The 17,700-nt window shown below is 71.2% G+C and carries 22 protein-coding genes; 7 read left to right on the top strand and 15 right to left on the bottom strand.

Annotated elements, in window-relative coordinates:
- Positions 1-67 precede the first annotated feature (67 nt).
- On the bottom strand, positions 68-571 hold the full coding sequence (locus ABZ671_RS21570; protein ID WP_357860821.1) for an alpha/beta fold hydrolase: 504 nt from the start codon (positions 569-571) through the stop codon (positions 68-70).
- A 226-nt stretch (positions 572-797) separates the two neighbouring features.
- On the opposite strand from ABZ671_RS21570, the gene ABZ671_RS21565 reads away from it, so the two are divergent.
- The 3 genes from ABZ671_RS21565 (at position 798) to ABZ671_RS21555 (ending at position 3,027) form a co-directional block, all read left to right on the top strand.
- Complete coding sequence (locus ABZ671_RS21565; protein ID WP_357860818.1) at positions 798-1,427, top strand: TetR/AcrR family transcriptional regulator; 630 nt, start codon at positions 798-800, stop codon at positions 1,425-1,427.
- 87 nt (positions 1,428-1,514) lie between these two features.
- Positions 1,515-2,213: an HAD family hydrolase gene (locus ABZ671_RS21560; RefSeq protein WP_357860815.1), complete on the top strand. Its 699-nt coding sequence runs from the start codon at positions 1,515-1,517 to the stop codon at positions 2,211-2,213.
- A 22-nt stretch (positions 2,214-2,235) separates the two neighbouring features.
- Positions 2,236-3,027, top strand: a complete 792-nt coding sequence (locus tag ABZ671_RS21555; RefSeq protein ID WP_357860812.1) for a DUF4184 family protein — start codon at positions 2,236-2,238, stop codon at positions 3,025-3,027.
- 41 nt (positions 3,028-3,068) lie between these two features.
- On the opposite strand, the gene ABZ671_RS21550 is transcribed toward ABZ671_RS21555, so the two are convergent.
- From ABZ671_RS21550 to ABZ671_RS21530, 5 genes are all read right to left on the bottom strand, one after another.
- Positions 3,069-3,344, bottom strand: a complete 276-nt coding sequence (locus ABZ671_RS21550) for a hypothetical protein (RefSeq protein WP_357860809.1) — start codon at positions 3,342-3,344, stop codon at positions 3,069-3,071.
- 46 nt (positions 3,345-3,390) lie between these two features.
- On the bottom strand, positions 3,391-3,822 hold the full coding sequence (locus tag ABZ671_RS21545) for a hypothetical protein (RefSeq protein ID WP_357860806.1): 432 nt from the start codon (positions 3,820-3,822) through the stop codon (positions 3,391-3,393).
- Positions 3,823-3,921: 99 nt separating this feature from the next.
- Entirely contained in the window at positions 3,922-4,626 is a 705-nt protein-coding gene (locus tag ABZ671_RS21540; RefSeq protein ID WP_357860804.1) for a VOC family protein, read from the bottom strand.
- 40 nt (positions 4,627-4,666) lie between these two features.
- Complete coding sequence (locus tag ABZ671_RS21535) at positions 4,667-5,212, bottom strand: hypothetical protein (RefSeq protein ID WP_357860801.1); 546 nt, start codon at positions 5,210-5,212, stop codon at positions 4,667-4,669.
- Positions 5,213-6,166 carry an FAD-dependent oxidoreductase gene (locus ABZ671_RS21530; RefSeq protein ID WP_357860798.1) on the bottom strand — a complete coding sequence of 318 codons (954 nt, stop codon included), beginning with the start codon at positions 6,164-6,166 and terminating at the stop codon, positions 5,213-5,215.
- Between the two features lie 110 nt (positions 6,167-6,276).
- Between ABZ671_RS21530 and ABZ671_RS21525 the strand changes: the two genes are divergently transcribed.
- Complete coding sequence (locus tag ABZ671_RS21525; protein WP_357860795.1) at positions 6,277-7,179, top strand: LysR substrate-binding domain-containing protein; 903 nt, start codon at positions 6,277-6,279, stop codon at positions 7,177-7,179.
- Positions 7,180-7,273: 94 nt separating this feature from the next.
- Here ABZ671_RS21525 and ABZ671_RS21520 read toward each other — a convergent pair whose 3' ends face one another.
- From ABZ671_RS21520 to ABZ671_RS21510, 3 genes are all read right to left on the bottom strand, one after another.
- Positions 7,274-8,338: a S8 family serine peptidase gene (locus ABZ671_RS21520; RefSeq protein ID WP_357860870.1), complete on the bottom strand. Its 1,065-nt coding sequence runs from the start codon at positions 8,336-8,338 to the stop codon at positions 7,274-7,276.
- Positions 8,280-8,831, bottom strand: a complete 552-nt coding sequence (locus tag ABZ671_RS21515; protein ID WP_357860792.1) for a S8 family serine peptidase — start codon at positions 8,829-8,831, stop codon at positions 8,280-8,282. The genes ABZ671_RS21520 and ABZ671_RS21515 overlap by 59 nt, the downstream gene beginning before the upstream one ends.
- Before the next feature lie 214 nt (positions 8,832-9,045).
- Positions 9,046-10,143 (bottom strand): winged helix DNA-binding domain-containing protein, encoded by a 1,098-nt coding sequence (locus tag ABZ671_RS21510; protein ID WP_357860789.1) that lies wholly within the window; start codon positions 10,141-10,143, stop codon positions 9,046-9,048.
- 87 nt (positions 10,144-10,230) lie between these two features.
- On the opposite strand from ABZ671_RS21510, the gene ABZ671_RS21505 reads away from it, so the two are divergent.
- Positions 10,231-10,524: a hypothetical protein gene (locus ABZ671_RS21505; RefSeq protein WP_357860786.1), complete on the top strand. Its 294-nt coding sequence runs from the start codon at positions 10,231-10,233 to the stop codon at positions 10,522-10,524.
- A gap of 56 nt (positions 10,525-10,580) precedes the next feature.
- Here the strand turns inward: ABZ671_RS21505 and ABZ671_RS21500 are convergent, their stop codons facing one another.
- The 6 genes from ABZ671_RS21500 to ABZ671_RS21475 form a co-directional block, all read right to left on the bottom strand.
- Positions 10,581-11,771 (bottom strand): helix-turn-helix domain-containing protein, encoded by a 1,191-nt coding sequence (locus ABZ671_RS21500; RefSeq protein WP_357860783.1) that lies wholly within the window; start codon positions 11,769-11,771, stop codon positions 10,581-10,583.
- Positions 11,761-11,928, bottom strand: a complete 168-nt coding sequence (locus ABZ671_RS21495) for a hypothetical protein (protein WP_357860780.1) — start codon at positions 11,926-11,928, stop codon at positions 11,761-11,763. Before ABZ671_RS21495 ends, ABZ671_RS21500 begins: the two co-directional genes overlap by 11 nt.
- 94 nt (positions 11,929-12,022) lie before the next feature.
- Entirely contained in the window at positions 12,023-13,171 is a 1,149-nt protein-coding gene (locus tag ABZ671_RS21490; RefSeq protein ID WP_357860867.1) for a helix-turn-helix transcriptional regulator, read from the bottom strand.
- 738 nt (positions 13,172-13,909) lie between these two features.
- Positions 13,910-14,299, bottom strand: a complete 390-nt coding sequence (locus tag ABZ671_RS21485) for a hypothetical protein (RefSeq protein ID WP_357860777.1) — start codon at positions 14,297-14,299, stop codon at positions 13,910-13,912.
- Positions 14,299-15,672, bottom strand: coding sequence for a pyridoxal-dependent decarboxylase (locus tag ABZ671_RS21480; protein WP_357860774.1), 1,374 nt, complete (start codon positions 15,670-15,672; stop codon positions 14,299-14,301). Before ABZ671_RS21480 ends, ABZ671_RS21485 begins: the two co-directional genes overlap by 1 nt.
- 151 nt (positions 15,673-15,823) lie before the next feature.
- Positions 15,824-16,006: a hypothetical protein gene (locus tag ABZ671_RS21475; RefSeq protein ID WP_357860771.1), complete on the bottom strand. Its 183-nt coding sequence runs from the start codon at positions 16,004-16,006 to the stop codon at positions 15,824-15,826.
- Between ABZ671_RS21475 and ABZ671_RS21470 the strand changes: the two genes are divergently transcribed.
- Positions 15,997-16,233 (top strand): hypothetical protein, encoded by a 237-nt coding sequence (locus ABZ671_RS21470; RefSeq protein WP_357860768.1) that lies wholly within the window; start codon positions 15,997-15,999, stop codon positions 16,231-16,233. The genes ABZ671_RS21475 and ABZ671_RS21470 overlap by 10 nt on opposite strands.
- A 368-nt stretch (positions 16,234-16,601) precedes the next feature.
- A complete protein-coding gene (locus tag ABZ671_RS21465; protein ID WP_357860765.1) occupies positions 16,602-17,651 on the top strand; it encodes a tetratricopeptide repeat protein in 1,050 nt (349 codons plus the stop codon).
- Positions 17,652-17,700 lie beyond the last annotated feature (49 nt).

The raw sequence follows: 17,700 nt of genomic DNA, 5'->3' as shown, positions 1-17,700 counted from the left end.
TGGCGGCGCTGGGCCTCGATCACCGCCGGCGGGCGCCCCCCGAGGCGGGGCGGCGCCGAGGTGCTGGTCATCGACGCTCACGACACGCGCTGGGAGCCCAGCGTGCTCGTCGGGAGCAGGTTGAGCGAGGCGCGCGATGTCGGCGGTGATGAATTCCATGGCTGCGTCGATTACCTCCGGCTGGCCCAGGATCCCGCGATGCCCGAGGTTGCGGGTGACGACAAGCCGGGCCCCGTGCGCGGCGGTGATCCGGTGGGCGTGTTCCAGCGGCACCCTCCTGCTGAACCCGTCCGGAGAGGCCGAGTTGCCGGCTGAACTCATCAACCAGGAATCCGAATTCGGCTACGCCGCTGACGGCCACCAATCGCCCGGCCCCGATGCCGTTGCGGAGGTCATGGAGGGCACAGGGGACGCCGAAGGAATGGGCGATGACGGCCTCGAAGCGGCCGTAACGGCCCTGCAGGTGGCGGATCACCTCCTCGTACTCGAGGATCGTCATGGACGTACCGCCGGAATCTCCGTGCCCGGGGGCATCGAAGGTGACGGGGCTGAACCCCAGGCCTCGCAGCACGGGTACGAATCCCGCGTACCGGGACCCACGCGACTGCCAGCCCGGAAGTGGCGTTCAGGGCCGATCCGACGAGCGACAGGGCCTTCATTCTCTTCCTTGTCTGCGGCCGAGGCATCAGCATCCCGGCTATTTTCCGCACGAACGTTCGTGCTTGCCGGCAGGCTATCAGCATGGCTACTCGTTCGTGAAGTATTGTTAACGAACGTTCGTACGCGGAGGAGTGGACATGGTCGGGCGACCGCGAGACGAGCAGGCGCGGAGTCTGATCCTGCGCAGGGCGGCGGACATCGCGTCCCGGAACGGCTTGGAGGGCTTGTCCATCGGCGGGCTCTCCGGCGAGCTGGGCCTCAGCAAGAGCGGACTGTTCGGCTACTTCGGCTCCAAGGAGGAGCTTCAGCTCGCCACCGTCCGAGCCGCCGCCCAGATCTTCATCACGGAGGTCGTCCAACCCGCGCTGAGCGTCCCGCCCGGGCTCGGACGGGTGTGGCTGCTGTGCGACAGCTGGTTGATCTACTCGCAGCGGCGGGTCTTCCCGGGCGGCTGCTTCTTCTTCACCGTCGCGGCGGAGTTCGAAGGTCGCCCCGGCCGAGTCCGGGACGCCGTTGCCGCAGCCAGCCTGGACTGGCGTCGCCTGGTTGCGCGCACCATCGAAGACGCCCGTCAACTCGGCCAGCTCATCGAAGGCACCGACGCTGATCAGCTCGCCTTCGAGCTGATCGCCTTCATGGAGGCCGCCAACTCCGTCTCGCTGCTCCACGACGAGGCCGGTGCCTACCAGCGGGCACGCGCCGCCATCCAGGCGCGCATGCGTCCCCTCGCCACCGGCCACACGGCGCTGTCCTGGATCTCGTCGTAAGGTTCGACGCGCCGCGGACCGGGCGGCGTTGACCGCTCTGACCGGCCTGTAGCGTGTCGGGGCCGCCACACGGGAGGGAGACAGGCGATGCCGCAGCGCCGCGACGCCGAGGTGCTCGTCTTCGACGCCGATGACACGCTCTGGGAGAACAACGTCCTCTTCGAGCGGGTGATCGATGACTTCCTCGACTGGCTGGACCACCCGACGCTGGAGCGCGGGCAGATCCGGTCGATGCTCGACGACATCGAGCAGGCCAACTCCGTCGCGCACGGCTACGGCGCGAAAGTCTTCCTGCGCAGCCTGGGGGAGTGCCTGGAGAAGCTGCGGCAGCGCCCGGCAACCGAGCGGGAGCGCGCGGAGATCGACAGTCTCGCGGCGGCGCTCATCGGGCACCAGGTCGAGCTGATGCCCGGGGTCGCGCAGACCCTGGACGACCTCGCGACCCGGCACGAGCTGCTGCTGCTCACCAAGGGGGAGCGGGAGGAGCAGCAGCGCAAGCTCGACGCGTGCGGGCTGCTGCACCACTTCCGCGCCGCGCACATCGTGCCCGAGAAGGACGCCGACACCTACCGCTGGCTGGCCCGCGAGCACGCCTTCGACCCGGCGACTGCGTGGATGATCGGCAACTCGCCGCGCTCGGACATCCTGCCCGCCCGGGCCGCCGGCATGAACGCGGTTTTCATCCCCAACGAGACCACCTGGGTGCTGGAGCACGACGAACTCGACCCGTACGACACGGGGGTGATCCGGCTGGCCGCGTTCACCGACCTGCTTCACCACTTCTGACCGGGCGGGTAACGTCCGGTTCGTGCCGCTGACCTTTCCCTCGCACCTGGCCCCGGTGCTGCCGCTGAAGCTGTGGCGACCGGCCTGGTTCGACGGGGTGGCGCTGGCCACCGGCGCGGTGGCGCCGGACGTGGGCTACCTGTTCACCGGCACCCGGTTCGACATCGGCCTGCGTACCCACACCCTCGGCGGGCTGCTCTGGTGGTGCCTGCCGATCGCGCTCGCGTACGCCTGGATCGTCCGCCGGGTGATCGCCGGGATCGCGGTGCACCTGCCCGGCGAGCGACTCTTCGCCTGGCGCGACCACGCCGCGCTGGCCGGCGTCCGCCATTCCTGGCAGGTCACGGTCTGCTCGGCGCTGATCGGGGCGTTCAGCCACGTCGCGTGGGACCGGGTCGCCCACACCGAGCGCTGGCCGCGGCTGCTGGGGATCCCGGACTTTCATGCCGCGACCGGCATGCCCTGGTGGCTGTTCTCGGACGTGGTGAATTCGCTGGCGGGGGCCGCCGTCGTGGTCGCCCTGGCGGTGCGGGCCGCCCGCCGGCGGCAGATCTTCGACGGGGTACGGCCGCCCGCGCCGCCGGCCCGGCCCGCCGTCTTCTGGGGCGTGGCGCTGCCGGTCACCGCGGCCGGCGTACTGGTGCTGCCCGGTCTGCCCGCCGCCGCCGTCCCGGCGCCGGCCGGGGTGCGGCTGCTGCACCTGGCGGCGCTGGCGCTGATCGCCGGGGCCGCCGCGGCCGGTGGCCTCACCCCGACCCGTCCGGGTCCCGAGCCCGGTGATCGGCCCGCAGAGCGGCAGCGCACGGCCGGCTGAGCATGGTTCGCGGGCGAGGATCTGCCGTCTTCGGAAGCCGCTCAGGAGACCTCGCCCCGGACGATCGCCACCGCCACCCGGCAGAACTCATCCATGTCCGGCTGGAAGCCGGCGGCGATGTCCGGGTGCAGGCCGGCGCGGGTCTCGTCGAGCAGCCGACGGCAGACCTCCTCGACCGGCTCGCCCGCGTAGCTGGCGCGGACCCGTTCGGTGGCCGCCTGCAGGGCCGAGGTCAGCTGCTCCTCCAGCGGGCCGTGCAGCTTGCGCTGCACCGGATCGAGCCCCTTCGGGTCGAGCGTGACATGTGGCTCCGACACTGGCCCTCCCTTCGTTGGCGTCCGCGGTACCCACCGCGATCGTCGGTCACACCACCGCCGGTACGGCGGCCACCCGGACCCGGTACGAGAAGTCCTCCGCCGGCTCCTCGACGTACGACAACCGGCGGATCTGCCGGTCGTCGCGGTAGAGGGCGACATCGACCAGCACCCCGAGGTGGGCCAGGCCGATGTGCGCCACCCGCTTCTTGTCCTGCAGCACCGCGCAGATCCCGCCCAGCAGAGTGCTGGCGTCGGAGGTGCGGTGCCCGGGCGGACAGCGCAGGGTCAGGTCCACCTCGACCGGACCGTCCAACGGCGTCCACCCGATGCGCTGGGCCGCCGTGGAGGCGGCCTGGAGCAGGGCGCGGACCCGCACTGCCTGGCGATGCCCGGCGGCGAAAATGGACAGGGCCTCGGTCTTGACCGGGGGCAGGCCGCTCACCTCGAACGTCAGCGCGAGAGCGCGGGTGTCCTGCACGACGGGAACCTCCTCGTGGGGACGATCCTGCCGAACCGGAGTGACGGCCGAGGCGGGTTCACGCGAGAACCAACCGAACGGGCGGGCCGGGGTGGCCGCTCACTGGTTGGGGCGTGGCGGGAAGGCGCAGAACTCGTTGCCCTCCGGGTCGGCCAGCACCCACCAGCGGGTCGTGTCGGTGGGCTCGCGCAGCAGGGTGGCGCCGGCGGTGATCAGCGCGGTGACGTCCGGGCCGGCCAGGGTGACGTCCCAGTGCCACCGGTTCTTCACCCGCTTGCGTTCCGGCACGGGGTCGAAGACCCAGTGGCCCCAGGGGAAGTCGGCCGCGCCCACCACCGAGGCGGCCCCCTCGTCGGTGGTCTCCACCCGGCCGCCGACCACCCCGGCCCACCAGGTCGCCTGGGCCATCGGGTCGGCGCTGTCGACGACCACCGCGAACACGCCGGGCCGGGCGCCGTCGCGCGGCCCGTACGCGCGGAACTGGTTTCCCTCCGGGTCGGCCAGCACCCACCAGCGGGTCGTGTCAGTGGGTTCGCGCAGCAGGGTGGCACCGGCGGCCAGCAGCGCGGTCGGTTCCGGGTCGGCGAGGCGTAGGTCCAGGTGGACGCGGGTCTTGCCGGTGCGCGGCTCGGGCACGGTGTTGACCCAGATCGACTCGGCCGTCACGGTGCCGCCGGGGGGATCGATCCGGGTGTCGCCGTCGCCGGTGTCGACCAGTTCCCCGTCGAGGACGCCGGCCCAGAATGCGCCGAGCCGGTGGGCATCGGCGGCGTCCATACACAGGTCCTTGAAGCGCGCGATCATGCCGCCCACTATGCCGGTCACCTCAGACATGCGCGGACCGCTATGCCGGATTGTGGCGGGCCCGGATCGCGCCAGCCCGATGGCCGGTCGCGGGTCGATCACGGAACCCCAGGCCAGGCAGAGTGCGAGCATGACCGGCACCCCGAACGCTGTGGCGACGCTCTGGCTGAACAACGGTGAGTGTCGAGGCAAGGACGAGCAGCGGGATCGCGAGCACCCATCGCCACGGCCCGGCCGCCGCCGGCCGCAGCAGCGGCACCGACAGCCCGATCACCGGCAACCACCAGCTGGCAAGTTGAAACACGTGGAGGTTGTCCCAGGTGTCGTTGAACGGGGGAATCATGGGCGGCACCGGGGTGAGCAGCGCCAGCGCGAAGCCCAGCCGATAGCGGGCAGACAGCAGGGCCAGCGCCGCAGAGCCGGCGAGGGCGGCTGTCGCGGTGGATCCCCACAGCAGCTGCCAGGAGATCGACTCGTCGGCGGGTAGGTCCGCGCCGGCGAGCGTCACCTGCCAGATCCGCAGAATGGCCTGCCAGGCCAGCATCAGCACGAGTGCCGCTCGCGCCCCGTCGCACCAGGGTTCCACTCAGCCCAGGGCGAGGTCCGCCACCTCGGCGGCGCACCCCCAGGACAGGGTGACCCCCGCCCCACCATGGCCGTACGCGTGCACGAGCCGGCTGCCGGGCGGGCCCGCCGGGTCCACCTCCACCCGGGGGCCGCCGTGCCGGGCCGGCCGCAACCCGATCCGCTCCCCGAGCACCGGCGCGTCCGCCAGCTCCGGCACCAGCGCGACGCAGCGCCGCCGGATCGCCGCCGCCGTGTCCGGGTCGGGAGCCGTGTGCCCCACCCCCGGCTGGTACGTGCCGCCGAGCACCACGTCGTGCCGGCGCGGATGCACGTACGTGATCCCGGCCGGGTCGTCCTCGTCGCGGACCGACACGGTCAGCCCCGGATTCGCCACCAACACCAGATGACCGCGCACCGGGTAAACGGCCGGGTCGGCGGCGAGCTGCCCGGCAGCCAGCCCCGTCGCGTTGACGACCACCCGTGCGATGTCGAACGCGTCGGCCAGCCGCCGCACCCGGCGGCGCAGCAGCCGCCCGCCGTTGGCCTCCAACTGTTGCCGCAGCCAGGCCAGGTAGGGCGTCATCTCCACCGTCGGCGCGGTGAACCGCAGCACCGCCGGGTACGGCGGCTCCGCCGGCTTGGCCACCAGGTCCCCGCACGCCTGCCCCCACCAGGGCGGGCCGGCGTACGGGTGGCGCAGCAGCATCCGGGTCGGCCGGGCGACCACCCCCGGCACGCCGTCCGCCGCCTGGCGGCTCAGCTCCGCGTGTGTCTCGCGCGCCCAGCGCAGCACCCGTGGGTCCTCGTCGGTGTGGGTCGGGTACCAGACCGCGGCGGCCACCGTGGACACCGTGTCCGCCGGGTCATCAGCGGCCAGCACCGTCACCCGCGCCCCCCGCTGCGCAAGGGTGACCGCCGCCGTCATCCCGATGACCCCGCCGCCGACCACCACCACGTCCGTCGTTGCCGTCATCGCCTGCTCCCGTCGCTCATGCCGTTGGCCTCGGATCGTCACTCTTGCGACGGGGCGCCGTCCAAGACGGATCGAGCAGTCGGCGATAAGCGGCGCTTATGATTGGCGGCATGTCCGACGCGTCGACCCCGGAGGCCTGGTCGGACCTGCGGCGGCTGCGCTACTTCGCCGTGCTGGCCAAGGATGTGCACTTCACTCGGGCCGCCGAGCGGCTGCACATTGCCCAGCCCGCGCTCAGCCAGCAGATCCGGGCCCTGGAACGCCAGCTCGGCGTGCCGCTCGTGCACCGCACCAGCCGAGGCTGCACGCTCACGCAGGTGGGAGCACAGGTCGCCGACGAAGCCGCCCGGCTGCTCGCCGACGTGGACGAGGGCATCGCCCACATTCGGGACCTGGTACGCGGGCGGGGTGGCCGGCTCCGGCTGGCGTACACCCGATCGGCGCGTGGCGGCCGGGTCGACGCGCTGGTCGCCCGGTTCCGGGCCGCCCACCCCGACGTCGAGGTGGTCCCGGAGACGGCCTGGACGGCACCGAACGTGGCGGGCCTGCTCGCCGGCCGGTTCGACGCGGCGTTCGTCCGCCCGCCGATCGACGAGCCGACGCTGGCCTGCCGGACGGTCGACACCGAGGAGCTGCTGCTGGCCCTGCCCGCGGGCCACCCCCTCGCCGCCGGACGCCGCCGAATCAGCCGGGCCGAAGTGGTCGACCTGCCGGCCGTCATGTGGCCGCGCGAGAACGGCCCTGGGATGTTCGACCGCACGATCGCGCAGGTCTGGCCGCGCGGTGGCTTCCGGCTCGTGCGGCAGGAGCCGGACGACGAGCAGCTGCTGCGGGCGGTGGCGCAGGGGGATGTGGTCGCGGCCGTCCCGGCCGGCCGGGCCCGCGCGCTACGGCTGCGCGGCGTACGGCTGCGCCGGTTCACCGCCCCGACGCCCACCGTGGACGTCGCTCTGGCCTGGCCGCGCGACAGCACGAACCCAGCTTTGCGCCGGTTCCTCGCCCTGCTCGATTGAGAGGTCGGGGCACTCCGGCGAACCGGGTGCCCCGACCGACTCCGCTGCTCAGCGGAGATCGCACGCGGAGACGAATGCGATCGACAGTGAATTGCTAGGCACGACCCAATATATCCCAGTACATTCTGCCGTCCCTGCCCCACAGCGCGAGGTTGCCGTCAGACTGCAGCTCGAGCCGGTCGATGGGCTTGGACCACGTATTGCTGCTCCAGAGGGGCCGCCCGCCAGGGGCGTAGACCACGAAATTGCCGTCCCCCTGGACAACCGCGTAGGCATTCCAATTGCCCCACGTGTTGGGGGTGTTCCAGAGCGGAAAGCCATCCTGGTAGAGGACAAGGTTGCCGTCCGCCTGCATCACCAGTTCGTAGTTACCCTCGTCGGACCGAATGTACTGGCCAGTGGCGAGCGTCTGATTCACGGGGACCACGTCGGTGCCGGGACGCGGCGGAGTGATGAGGGTGTGGAGCAGCTTGTTCGGTGAGCCGTTGTTGATGCCGCTGAGCCGTCCCGTCGTCGCATTAATGACAGTTAGTTCGATGTCAACGTATCCGGGGAACATCGTCGGGTTGGACCCCAGCAGGAGCGCGGCGGCGCCGGCCACGTGCGGCGCGGCCATCGAGGTGCCGTCGATGGTGTTCGACGCGGTATCGCCGCTGTTCCAGGCGGAGGTGATGCTCTGGCCCGGAGCGAAGACGTCCACGCAACGTCCGTAGTTGGAGAAATAGGCTCGCGTGTCGGTGCTCGTGGTCGCGCCCACGGTGATCGCCCGGGACACCCGGGCCGGCGAGTAGTTGCAGGCATCGGCGTTGTCGTTGCCGGCGGCCACCACGTACGTCACCCCAGCGTTGATGGAATTGAGCACGGCAGCGTCCAGGGCGGAGTCGGCACCGCCGCCGAGGCTCATGTTCGCCACCGCGGGCGAGATCTTGTTGGCGGTGACCCAGTTGACCCCGGCGATGACGCCCGCCGTCGACCCCCTGCCGGCGCAGTCGAGCACCTTGACCGCGTGCAGCCGTACCCCCTTGGCCACACCGTAGGCGGCACCGCCGATCGTGCCGGCGACGTGCGTGCCGTGGCCGTTGCAGTCGGCGTTGTTGCTGTCAGCCGAGTTGAAGTTCCAGGTGGCCCGGCCGCCGAAGTCGACGTGGCTGGTCCGGATGCCGGTCGATCACGTAGACGTGCACGTTGCTGGCGGTGTTCTGGAAGGTGTAGCTGTTGTCGAGCGGGCGGTTGCGCTGATCGATGCGGTCCAGACCCCAGGACGGTGGGTTCGACTGGGTCCCGGTGATGGAGATCTGCTGGTTCTGGGACACGTAGTCGACCGCGGGGTCGGCCGCCAGTCGGGCCGCCTGGGTCTTGCTCATGGTGGCCGCGAAGCCGCGCAGCGCGGAGCCGTACCGATAGGTGATTCGCGCGCTGTGTTTCGCGGCCAGGCGTTTCGTCAGCTCGTCGGTTGCTCCGGGCTTCGCCACTGCGGCATCACGGTAGACAACGATGTAGCTATCGGTAATGGCGTCCGGGCTGCCGGCGTTTCGCACGACGCCCTCGGCTGCGGCGGGCAGGGCGCCGAGGGCGGCTACCGCCAAGGATGCGACTGCGGTCACCGAGAGGCCGCGGAGCAGCCGGGTGACGAGCGCCCGAGTCTCTGTCATTCAGGGGACCTTCCCTAGCGGGGTGGGGGATGGGCGGTATGGCCGTACGGATGAGGGCCCGCGCCACGGCGAAAGACCGTGGTAGACATTCATCAACTTGAGGTTATCGATATGCTGCCGTCTTTGGCCCTTTTTGCGTGAGTTGTATGAAGCGCGTCGGGCAAACGTTGTGCCCGTCGGCAGCAACCGCCCGCCCCCTACCGTGGCATCACACTCAGTGCCGCAGGGGCAGGCCGAGGTAGCGGGCGTAGTCGGCCAGGGACGATTCGACACGGTACTGAAGCGCGGCGTCGAACGAGACCAGCGGGTGCACGGTCACCGTCACGGCGTTCCTGCCGATCGTCCGCTTCCATGTGCCGACCACCCGGCCGCCGAGCACCACGGTCGACTGGAAGACGCCGTTGCCACCGGGCACGACGGCCGCCGCGTGCGCCGGATCGAGCATCAGGGTGCGGTCCTTGAAGCCGAGCAGATACTCGTCGAAACCGGGCAGCGTGTGTACGTCGTCGACCGGCTCGCGGGGCGCGTCGAGCAGTGCGGCGTCGACCACGGCCCCGGTGCCGTCGACCTCGACGGTGGCGAGGGCGTCGCCGGCCGCCGCGACGCCCCGCTTCGCGTCGGCGACGGTCAGCCCCGTCCAGCGGGCGAAATCATGCCGGGTGACCGGGCCGTGGCTGCGCACATAGCGCAGGGCGAGCAGGCCGAGCGCCTCGTCACGGTCGGGGCGGTGCGGGTCGGGCACCCACTCGTCGAGCAGGGCGAACGTCTGCTCGGTGCCGACGTGCGGGGCGATGCAGGTGACGCCGCGCTGGGCGGCGTACCAGAGCAGGTGGTAGCCGCGCTGCCCGGCGGTGTCGATGCCGGCCGCGTTGAGCGTGGCCAGGCACTGGGCGCGGGTGAGCCGGCCGCCGCCGGCCAGCGCGTCGCCGAGCACGTCGGCGGCCCGGTCCGCGTCGGCCTCGGTGAGGCCGAGTTGGGTGCGGCGGGCGGCGGCGCCGGCCAGGGTGCGTACGCCAGTCACCGCCAGCATCCAGTGGGCGTCGCGGGACGGCACCAGGTGGACGGTGCCCCGCATCGGCCAGGTCCGCAGCGCTTCCCGCCGCTCCAGCGCCGCCTGCACGTCGGCCTGGGTGCGCCCGGGCAGACGTACGCCGAGCGACCAGAGGCCACTCGCGGCGTCCTGGGCCTGCATGGCGCCAAACCAGTCGATCACGTCGGCCACGGTGTCGGGGCGGGCGTGCGGGTGTGGGCGCAGCAGCAGACTGGTCATCCGCAGTGCCAGCGCCTCCGCGCCGGTGAGCCGTACGGGCACGCCCGCCCTCCCGTGGTTGGTGGACGGCCAGCATAGGCGGGCCCCACGACATCCTTCCGGCGTCGGCTCTCGTGAGAACATCCGTCCATGAGCAGTGACGTCGCCCTCGAAGTGAGTGCCTTGGCCATCAACGTCACCATCCCGGAGGGGCTCCGCTGGGCCGACACCCGACGCGGTGAGGAGTTCACGCTGAGCACCCTCAACGTTCGGCTTTTGCCGGACGGGCGGCTCGCGGCGAAGGCGTACGGCCGGCCGACCGCCGGCGGCCGGGGCACGTACGTCTCGTTTCCCGTGCCCGAGCGGCCCGAGCTGGCGGCTCTGGTCGATGAGGCCGCCAGCCGCGCCGGCGCGCTGTGGGCCGCCCACCGCGGCCTCGGCTGAAGGTCTCCATCGATCGCCGGGTCATCCTGATCGGCCGAAGATCGGGGCGGTCCGGCTCAGGCCACGCCGAGGGTGATGGCGAGCTGGGTGATCGTCGCCGGGGCGGCTGGGTCACGGGCCACCTGTGCGACCACCTCCCGGGCGGCTGGTCGGTGCCGTATCTCGGCGGGCGCGATGCTGTCGGCCTGCACCAGCATCCGGGCCGCGTTGGCGGGGTCAGCGGTGTGAAGGTAGGCGCGTGCTGCGTTGATCAGGTGTGCGGCCTGGTGTTCGATGGGTAGCCAGCGCCAGCCTTCACGGCCGGTTGCCTTCTCGTGCCAGGTGACCGCGTCTCCGGCGTCGCCCAACTCGACGGCGGCGGCGACCCGGGCCAACTCGACGGCCGTCGGCCCGAACGCGGTCCGGTAGTGGTCATGCCCGTCGCCCACCCGGCCGGCCAGGTCCGCGGCCTCGTCCAACAACTCGATTGCGGCGCGGTGGTCGCCGGACCTCGCCGCCATCAACGCCGCCTGCACGAGCAGCGACCCGCACAGCGACAACTCCTGCGGCTTTCCCTCATCAAGATCGTGTGGTGCGATCCGGTACGCGGCGGCGAGCATCACCGACCTCGCCCGCGCCATTGCCCGAAGCGCCTGGCCGAGCTGCACCGCAGCGGCAGCCACCAACACCCGGTCACCGGTCGCGGCGGACATGGCCCGGTCGGCGGCCAGCCAGGCAAGACTCGCCTCGTCCAGCTTCACCAGCACGGACGCCGTCACCCGGTACGCCTCCACCAACGCCGTCCGGCCGGCGTTCGGGACCCGGGCGTGGACGTGCTGAACGTCGGTCAACAGCGTCGGCAACAGTGCGACCAACTGCGGGTACCGTGCGTGCTGGTAGGTGGTCCACGCGTGCCGGACCTCCCCGGCGAGACGATCAGCCGACCCCACCTGGCGGTGCCCTGCCGTACGGCCCACCGCCATCTCGTACGTGGACAGCGCCGCCCCGATCCGCGCGATGCCCTCGCTGCGCTCGGCCGCGTCGGCCGGCTCGGCATCCCGCCCGAGCAGCGTTGCGGTGTCGACCCGCAGCACAGCCGCGACATCCCGGATGGTCGACACCCGCTCCAACGGCCGGACCCCACGCTCGACCTTGTCCACCCAACTCTTCGACTTCCCCAGGCGATCGGCGAAGGACTGCTGCGACAGCTTCCGCCGCGCCCGCAGGTAGGCGACCCGCCGCCCGATTGGCAGGTGATCACCGTTCACGACGCCACCGCCGATCCGGCACCGCCCGAGTGGTCTCCTCGACCGGTATCCGTTCGGCCTCGGCCTGGGCGAGAATCCGCTGCTTCGCGGCCTCCCGCTCCGCCGCTTCCGTCTGCTCGCCCTGGCCCGTTCCTCGATCGCGCTGCGTACCGCCCACGTGTGTCCCCTTCTGGCAAGGGCACGACGGTGACCGTGCCCGCAATCGGGACGCTACGGACAGCACATTCGATCGCTGGAACGCCTACGCACCACTACCGCACGGTCAGGCTCATCCGTTCGCAGAGGCCCCGCAACTCCGGCGACGTCGCCCCCTTGCGCAGCAGCGACCGCGCCGTCTCCCGGGCCGAGACCGATGAACGGGCATGCTGCGGGCCGACCCGCTCCGCAGCGAGCAGCATCCGCACCGCCTCCCGATCCCGGCCGACCGCCTCCGCTGCGCGGCCCATGTCAAGCCAGAAATACACCTGACGCACCGCCGGCAGCCCTGCCACCTGCACCCCCGCCGCCGTCTCCATCGCCGCCTCCGGGCGGCCCGTGTCGAGCTGGAAAGCCATCCGCCACAGCGCCACGTTCCGTGGGCCCCACGTAAGATCCCAACTCTCGGTCTCCCCGGTGTGCGCGGCGATCCGCGCCGCCTCGGCAAGATGGTCCTCAGCACCAACCCGATCACGCAGGCCAGCAAGGTGATGCGCCCGCGCCAGGTGCAGGAACCCCAGCACGTCCAACGCGCCAGCCGCCCCACTGCCCACGAGATCAGCGCCTGCCACATCACACAACGCTCGCGCCGGCCCGTACGCCCCCGAGAAGGCGGACACCCGAGCCCGGTTGGCCGCCGCAACCCCGACCGCCACCGGGTCATCGAGCAACCCGGCCGCCTCGGCACAACGCTCCGCCGCCAGCCAGGCATGAGCCGGGTAGCTCACGTTCAGCAACGACCCCATCGCCACGCCATACACCGGCACCATTTCCAACAATGCCGCACGACGATCAGTCAGGCCGTGCATCGCCGGCACCAGATCAACGAGCCGGCGCAGGGCACCGGCGTAGTCACAGCGCCCGTACAAGCCACGCACGAGCGCTGCCTCGCGACGCACCTGCTCGGCAGTCGCCGCCGCATCAGAACGTACGGCCGTCGGCGTGTCCATCATGATCCGCCAGATCCGCTCGGCGTCGATGCGAGCGGCATCAAGCTGGCGATCTGCCGGCGTGTACGCCTGCCCGGTCAGGTCAACCACAGAGCATTCAAGAGCGGCAGCCAGATCGACGATCATGTACCGGTCAGTGCGCTGCTGGCCACGCTCGATCCGCGACCAAGATGTGTGGGAGATACCAGCACGACTGGCCGCGTACCGCACACTCCAGCCACGCAACTCGCGGCGGGCACGAATGCGATCACCAATCGACGGATCAGCAGGTATAGGGCGGCGAGGCATCAGCGGCGCTCCCGGATGACACAAGGTCCCCGCCGAGAATTTCCGGCGGGCTGCCACATCGGACGGTACACGGAACGGCGCTCACAACCACGCTCTACGGCGTCGTGGGCCTGGTTTGATGCCCCAGATTAGCCGTCCTACAGATCGCGGAAGGTTCGCGGATCTACTCTGGCGGGCGGGGTGACTAAGCTCGGGTGCATCCTCGATGCTTTCAGGACCTTTCACAGGAGATCCAGTGGATGTCCTCGGTGCGCAATTGAGGCAGGCTCGTGTTGAGGCCGGCGTAACGCTGGCCTCCATCGCGGCCCGCATCTGCTACTCGGCCTCGCACCGAGCAACGTGGAGACGGGCCGCCGGGCCGCCGGACCTGTTGCAGGACACGCTCGCCCGGGTGGCCGAGCGATGGCAGGCGGTCGTGCGTGGCGGCGACCCGGAGCCGTACGTGCGTCGCATGCTCTACACGCGGGCGATCGACGGCTGGCGACGCCGTCGACGGCATGAGACGGCTACCGCTGCCATGGCGGAGCGGAGTGTGGGCCGTCCGGCGGTGGCGTCGCAGTCGCCGACACTTTCACCAGCCGGACCAACATCGGCCCACGCTCACAGCACGCCGAGGGTGATGGCGAGTTGGGTCATCGTCGGCGGGACATCCGGGTCGTGGGCCACGAAAGCCGAAGCCGGCCGGCACCCATGCGCTCGGCCCGTTCAACGCCGCCGGCCGGCGATCGTCAGCGTCGCCGCCATGACCGCGCAGCCGAGGGCCAGGACGGCGAGGATCATCACCAACGGATTGACGTACGCCGGGACCAGGTCGTAGCCGGCGTTGCACCGGTTGTGGAGTGGAAACCACCGGTCCGCCTCTTGCCAATGTTCGGCCCGGTACCCGGTGTCGTAGTCCTGGCCCACCCGGACACACGTCTCGCCGATGTCGTAGGCGGCGGCGCTGAACAGGCCGTAGACGTACACCAGAAGGGCGCAGGCGGCGGAGATCAGGCCGAGCCGGACCCAACCGCCGGCGGACCGCCACGCCCAGACGACCTTCCCGCCACCCAGACCCAGAGCGCCGAGTACGGCGACCGGCACCAGCAACCGCATCAGGGCAGATCGGCGAGGCGGGTGATCGTGGCGATCGAGCGGTCCACGTCCGCCTCGGTGGTGGTGGCGTTCGACACCGCGATCCGCATGAGCCGTCGTCCCCGCCAGGTCGTACCGCCCGCCCAACACGTGCCGTCCGCCTGCACCGCCGCTACCACCCGGTCGGTGCGCGCGTCGTCGCCGAAGCCGACCAGCACCTGGTTGAGGACCACCTCGTTCGCCACCTCGAACCCGGCCGCCGTCAGGCCCTCGGCGAACCGGCGGGCCAGCGCGCAGCAGCGGTCGACCAGAGCGGCGACACCGTCGCGGCCCAGCTCCCGCAGCCCGGCCCAGACGGCGAACCCGCGCGCCCGCCGCGAGGACTCGGCGGTCAGGTCCGCCCCCACCGGCACACCACCGGAACCGACCAGGTACGCGGCGGTGTAGGACATCGCCGCCGCCTGCACCTCCGGGCGGGAACAGAACGCGAAAGCCGAGTCGTACGGGAGGTTCAGCCACTTGTGGCCGTCGCAGGCCCACGAGTCCGCCAGCTCCAGCCCGTCGACGAGATGCCGGGTCGCGGGGCTCGCCCCGGCCCACAGCCCGAACGCACCGTCCACGTGCACCCATCCACCGTGCCGGTGGACCAGTTCGCACGCCTCTCGAAGCTCGTCGCACCCTCCGGTGTTCACGTTGCCGGCCTGTAGGCAGACAATGGTGGGGCCCGCGGGGCCGGCCCGCAGCACCTCCCGCAGCGAGACGAGGTCGATGGCACCGTTCGGCCCGGCGGGCACCGGCTCCACCACGTCCACGCCGAGGCCGAGCAGACGCAGCGACCGGTCGATGGTCGCGTGCCGTTCCTCGCCGGCGATCACCCGGATCGGTGGCGCTCCGAGCAGCCCGCGCCGTTCCACGTCCCAGCCCACGTCCGCCAGCACCTGGTGCCGGGCGGCGGCGAGCCCCGCCGTGTTAGCCGCCTGACCGCCGGTGACGAAACCGACCGACGCCGACGCCGGGATCCCCAGCAGCTCCTTCAGCCAGGTGCCGGCGGCTGCCTCGGCCGCGATGGCGGCCGGCGACGTGACGGCGTTGAACGCGACCTGGTCCCAGCCGGCGGCGAGGATGTCGGCCGCGGTCGCCGCCGGCAGCGCGCCGCCCACGACGAACCCGAAGTACCGAGGCCCGGCGCTGGCGACCAGGCCCGGCTCGGCCGCCGCGACCAGATCGGCCAGCACCTCCTCTGCCGGGGAGGGCGCGGCGGGCAACGGGCCGGAGAACGCCTTGGTCAACGCATCCTGGTCAACGGGCACTCCGACCGGCCGCTCCGGCAACGACCGTCGGTAGTCGGCGGCGTGATCAGCGGCCAGCCGGAACAGGCGATTCAGTTCCTCCATCGGCGCACCATATCGCCCTGGCCGAACGATGTCGATCATGGTCGCGGCGCCGTGGCTTCGTCTTTCGGCGTCACCCGTGCCTGTGTTTCCACTGCCCTTCCTCCGGCCGAGGCCAGCACGAGACGTACCGCCCGCTACGCCCGGTGGTGCTTCACTGCCGTAGTTTCTCGGCGGCGCGGAGAACGCTGTGTGCGGCGGTCGACAGAGGGCAGCTCGGGGTCCGGCAGATCGGGCAGTGGCCGTCCGGTCCGGGCTCGTGGTCGCGGAGTATCGCTCGGGCGGTGAGGGCCAGCCGGTTGCGGATCTGGGCCAGGGACAGGAACGGTGCGGTCATCCTCAAGCCACCCCGAGAGCTGCGGCGAGCTGTGTGACCGTGGCCAGGGCGGCCTGGTCGCGGGCTACCTGGGCGAGGACACCACGTCCGGCGGGCCGGTGGCGCACCTCGGCCGGTGCCGTACGGTCGGCCTTGATCAGCGCTCGGCCGGCATTGACCGGGTCGTCGGCCTGGAGGTAGGCGCGGGCGGCGTCAATCAGGTGTGCGGCGCGGTGTTCGGGGGGTAGCCACCGCCAGGCGTCCCGCTTGGTGGCGACGTCTGCCGTTCGCCTTTTGGTCGACCCGGCGTTCGGCCCCAGGGTCAGCGGTGGCGCCGGGTTGTTGTCGGACCGCAGTGCGCGTGCCGTCGGCGGCTGTGATTAGACGATCCGGCTTGGATGTGGTCTTCGATGTCAGATCATGGTCGTTCCGGTCGGCCGGATCGGTGCCAGCCGTAAAGTCGTTCGTCTGGTTTGGACGGTCCGGAAAATCGGAGGGCCGAGGCAGGAGGGTTTCCGAGTTGGCTAATGGTTTCAGGCTCAAAGCCAACAGCGGGCGGGACACGGTGCCGGCTTCTTTGGTTCACGGTAGGTCGGCTGCCACGGTTGCCCGGTGGGTGGAGGTGCACCGGCTGGCGGTGGCGGGCCGGGATCCGGTGATCGCCCGGCGCGTCGGAGGCCGGGTGGCGAGGGTGTGGCTGCTCAGGTCCCGGTTCGCGGATGTCGCGGCCCTCGCGAACGCGACCCTGACCCTCGGTCCGGACGCCGGCGCCTTCTATGACCTGGGCTGGGCCCTGTCCTTCACCGGGCAACCCCGGCATGCCCTGGCCAGCTACGAGCAGGCCCTGCGCCTGTACCGCGAGGTCGGCGACCACGGCAACGAAGCCGCCACCCTCACCAACATCGGCGGCGTGTACGAGGGCCTCGGGGGCTGGCAGCGGGCCCTGACCTACTTCCAGCAGGCCCTGCCCATCACGCGGGAGGTCGGCTACCGTGCCGGCGAAGCCACCACCCTCAACAACATCGGCCTCGTATACAACAGGCTCGGGGACTGGCAGCGGGCCCTGGCCTATTACCAGCAGGCCCTGCCCATCCAGCGGGAGGTCGGCGACCGCGCCGGTGAAGCCGCCACCCTCAACAACATCGGCCGCGTGTACGACGGCCTCGGGGACCGGCAGCAGGCCCTGGCCTATTACCAGCAGGCCCTGCCCATCCTGCGGGAGGTCGGCTACCGTGCCGGCGAAGCGATCACCCTCAACAACATCGGCGGCGTGTACGACGGGCTCGGGGACCGGGAGCAGGCTCTGCCCTACTTCCAGCAGGCCCTGCCCATCCAGCGGGAGGTCGGCGACCGCGCCGGCGAAGCCGGCACCCTCAACAACATCGGCGCCGTGTACGACGGGCTCGGGGACTGGCAGCGGGCCCTGACCTGCTACCAGCAGGCCCTGCCCATCCGGCGGGAGGTCGGCGACCGCGCCGGCGAAGCAATCACCCGGTACAACATCGCGATGATCCACCAGGCTGAGGGGAATCTCGACAGGGCGATCAGCGAGCTCGAACTCGTCGTCGACCTCGACCGCCAAGTGGGCCACCCGGACCTCGCAGCCGACACTGCCACGCTCGAAGAGATACGCCAAGAACGAGCAGAAACTCGGAAAGCAACCTGATCACCTCATCGCGAATCGGGCGGGCGGGATCGCTACCCGCCCGCCCGGG

This window comes from Micromonospora sp. NPDC006766, assembly GCF_040636055.1.
Lineage (GTDB): Bacteria > Actinomycetota > Actinomycetes > Mycobacteriales > Micromonosporaceae > Micromonospora.
This window is presented reverse-complemented; position numbering and strand designations above follow the sequence as displayed.

Bases quoted from the DNA above. Each gene is read 5' to 3' on its own strand.
- ABZ671_RS21530 (WP_357860798.1), bottom strand. From the start codon at position 6,166: ATGACGGCAACGACGGACGTGGTGGTGGTCGGCGGCGGGGTCATCGGG.
- ABZ671_RS21525 (WP_357860795.1), top strand. From the start codon at position 6,277: ATGTCCGACGCGTCGACCCCGGAGGCCTGGTCGGACCTGCGGCGGCTG.
- ABZ671_RS21475 (WP_357860771.1), bottom strand. From the start codon at position 16,006: ATGACCGCACCGTTCCTGTCCCTGGCCCAGATCCGCAACCGGCTGGCC.
- ABZ671_RS21540 (WP_357860804.1), bottom strand. From the start codon at position 4,626: ATGATCGCGCGCTTCAAGGACCTGTGTATGGACGCCGCCGATGCCCAC.
- ABZ671_RS21560 (WP_357860815.1), top strand. From the start codon at position 1,515: ATGCCGCAGCGCCGCGACGCCGAGGTGCTCGTCTTCGACGCCGATGAC.
- ABZ671_RS21565 (WP_357860818.1), top strand. From the start codon at position 798: ATGGTCGGGCGACCGCGAGACGAGCAGGCGCGGAGTCTGATCCTGCGC.
- ABZ671_RS21515 (WP_357860792.1), bottom strand. From the start codon at position 8,831: ATGACAGAGACTCGGGCGCTCGTCACCCGGCTGCTCCGCGGCCTCTCG.
- ABZ671_RS21480 (WP_357860774.1), bottom strand. From the start codon at position 15,672: ATGGAGGAACTGAATCGCCTGTTCCGGCTGGCCGCTGATCACGCCGCC.
- ABZ671_RS21505 (WP_357860786.1), top strand. From the start codon at position 10,231: ATGAGCAGTGACGTCGCCCTCGAAGTGAGTGCCTTGGCCATCAACGTC.
- ABZ671_RS21485 (WP_357860777.1), bottom strand. From the start codon at position 14,299: ATGCGGTTGCTGGTGCCGGTCGCCGTACTCGGCGCTCTGGGTCTGGGT.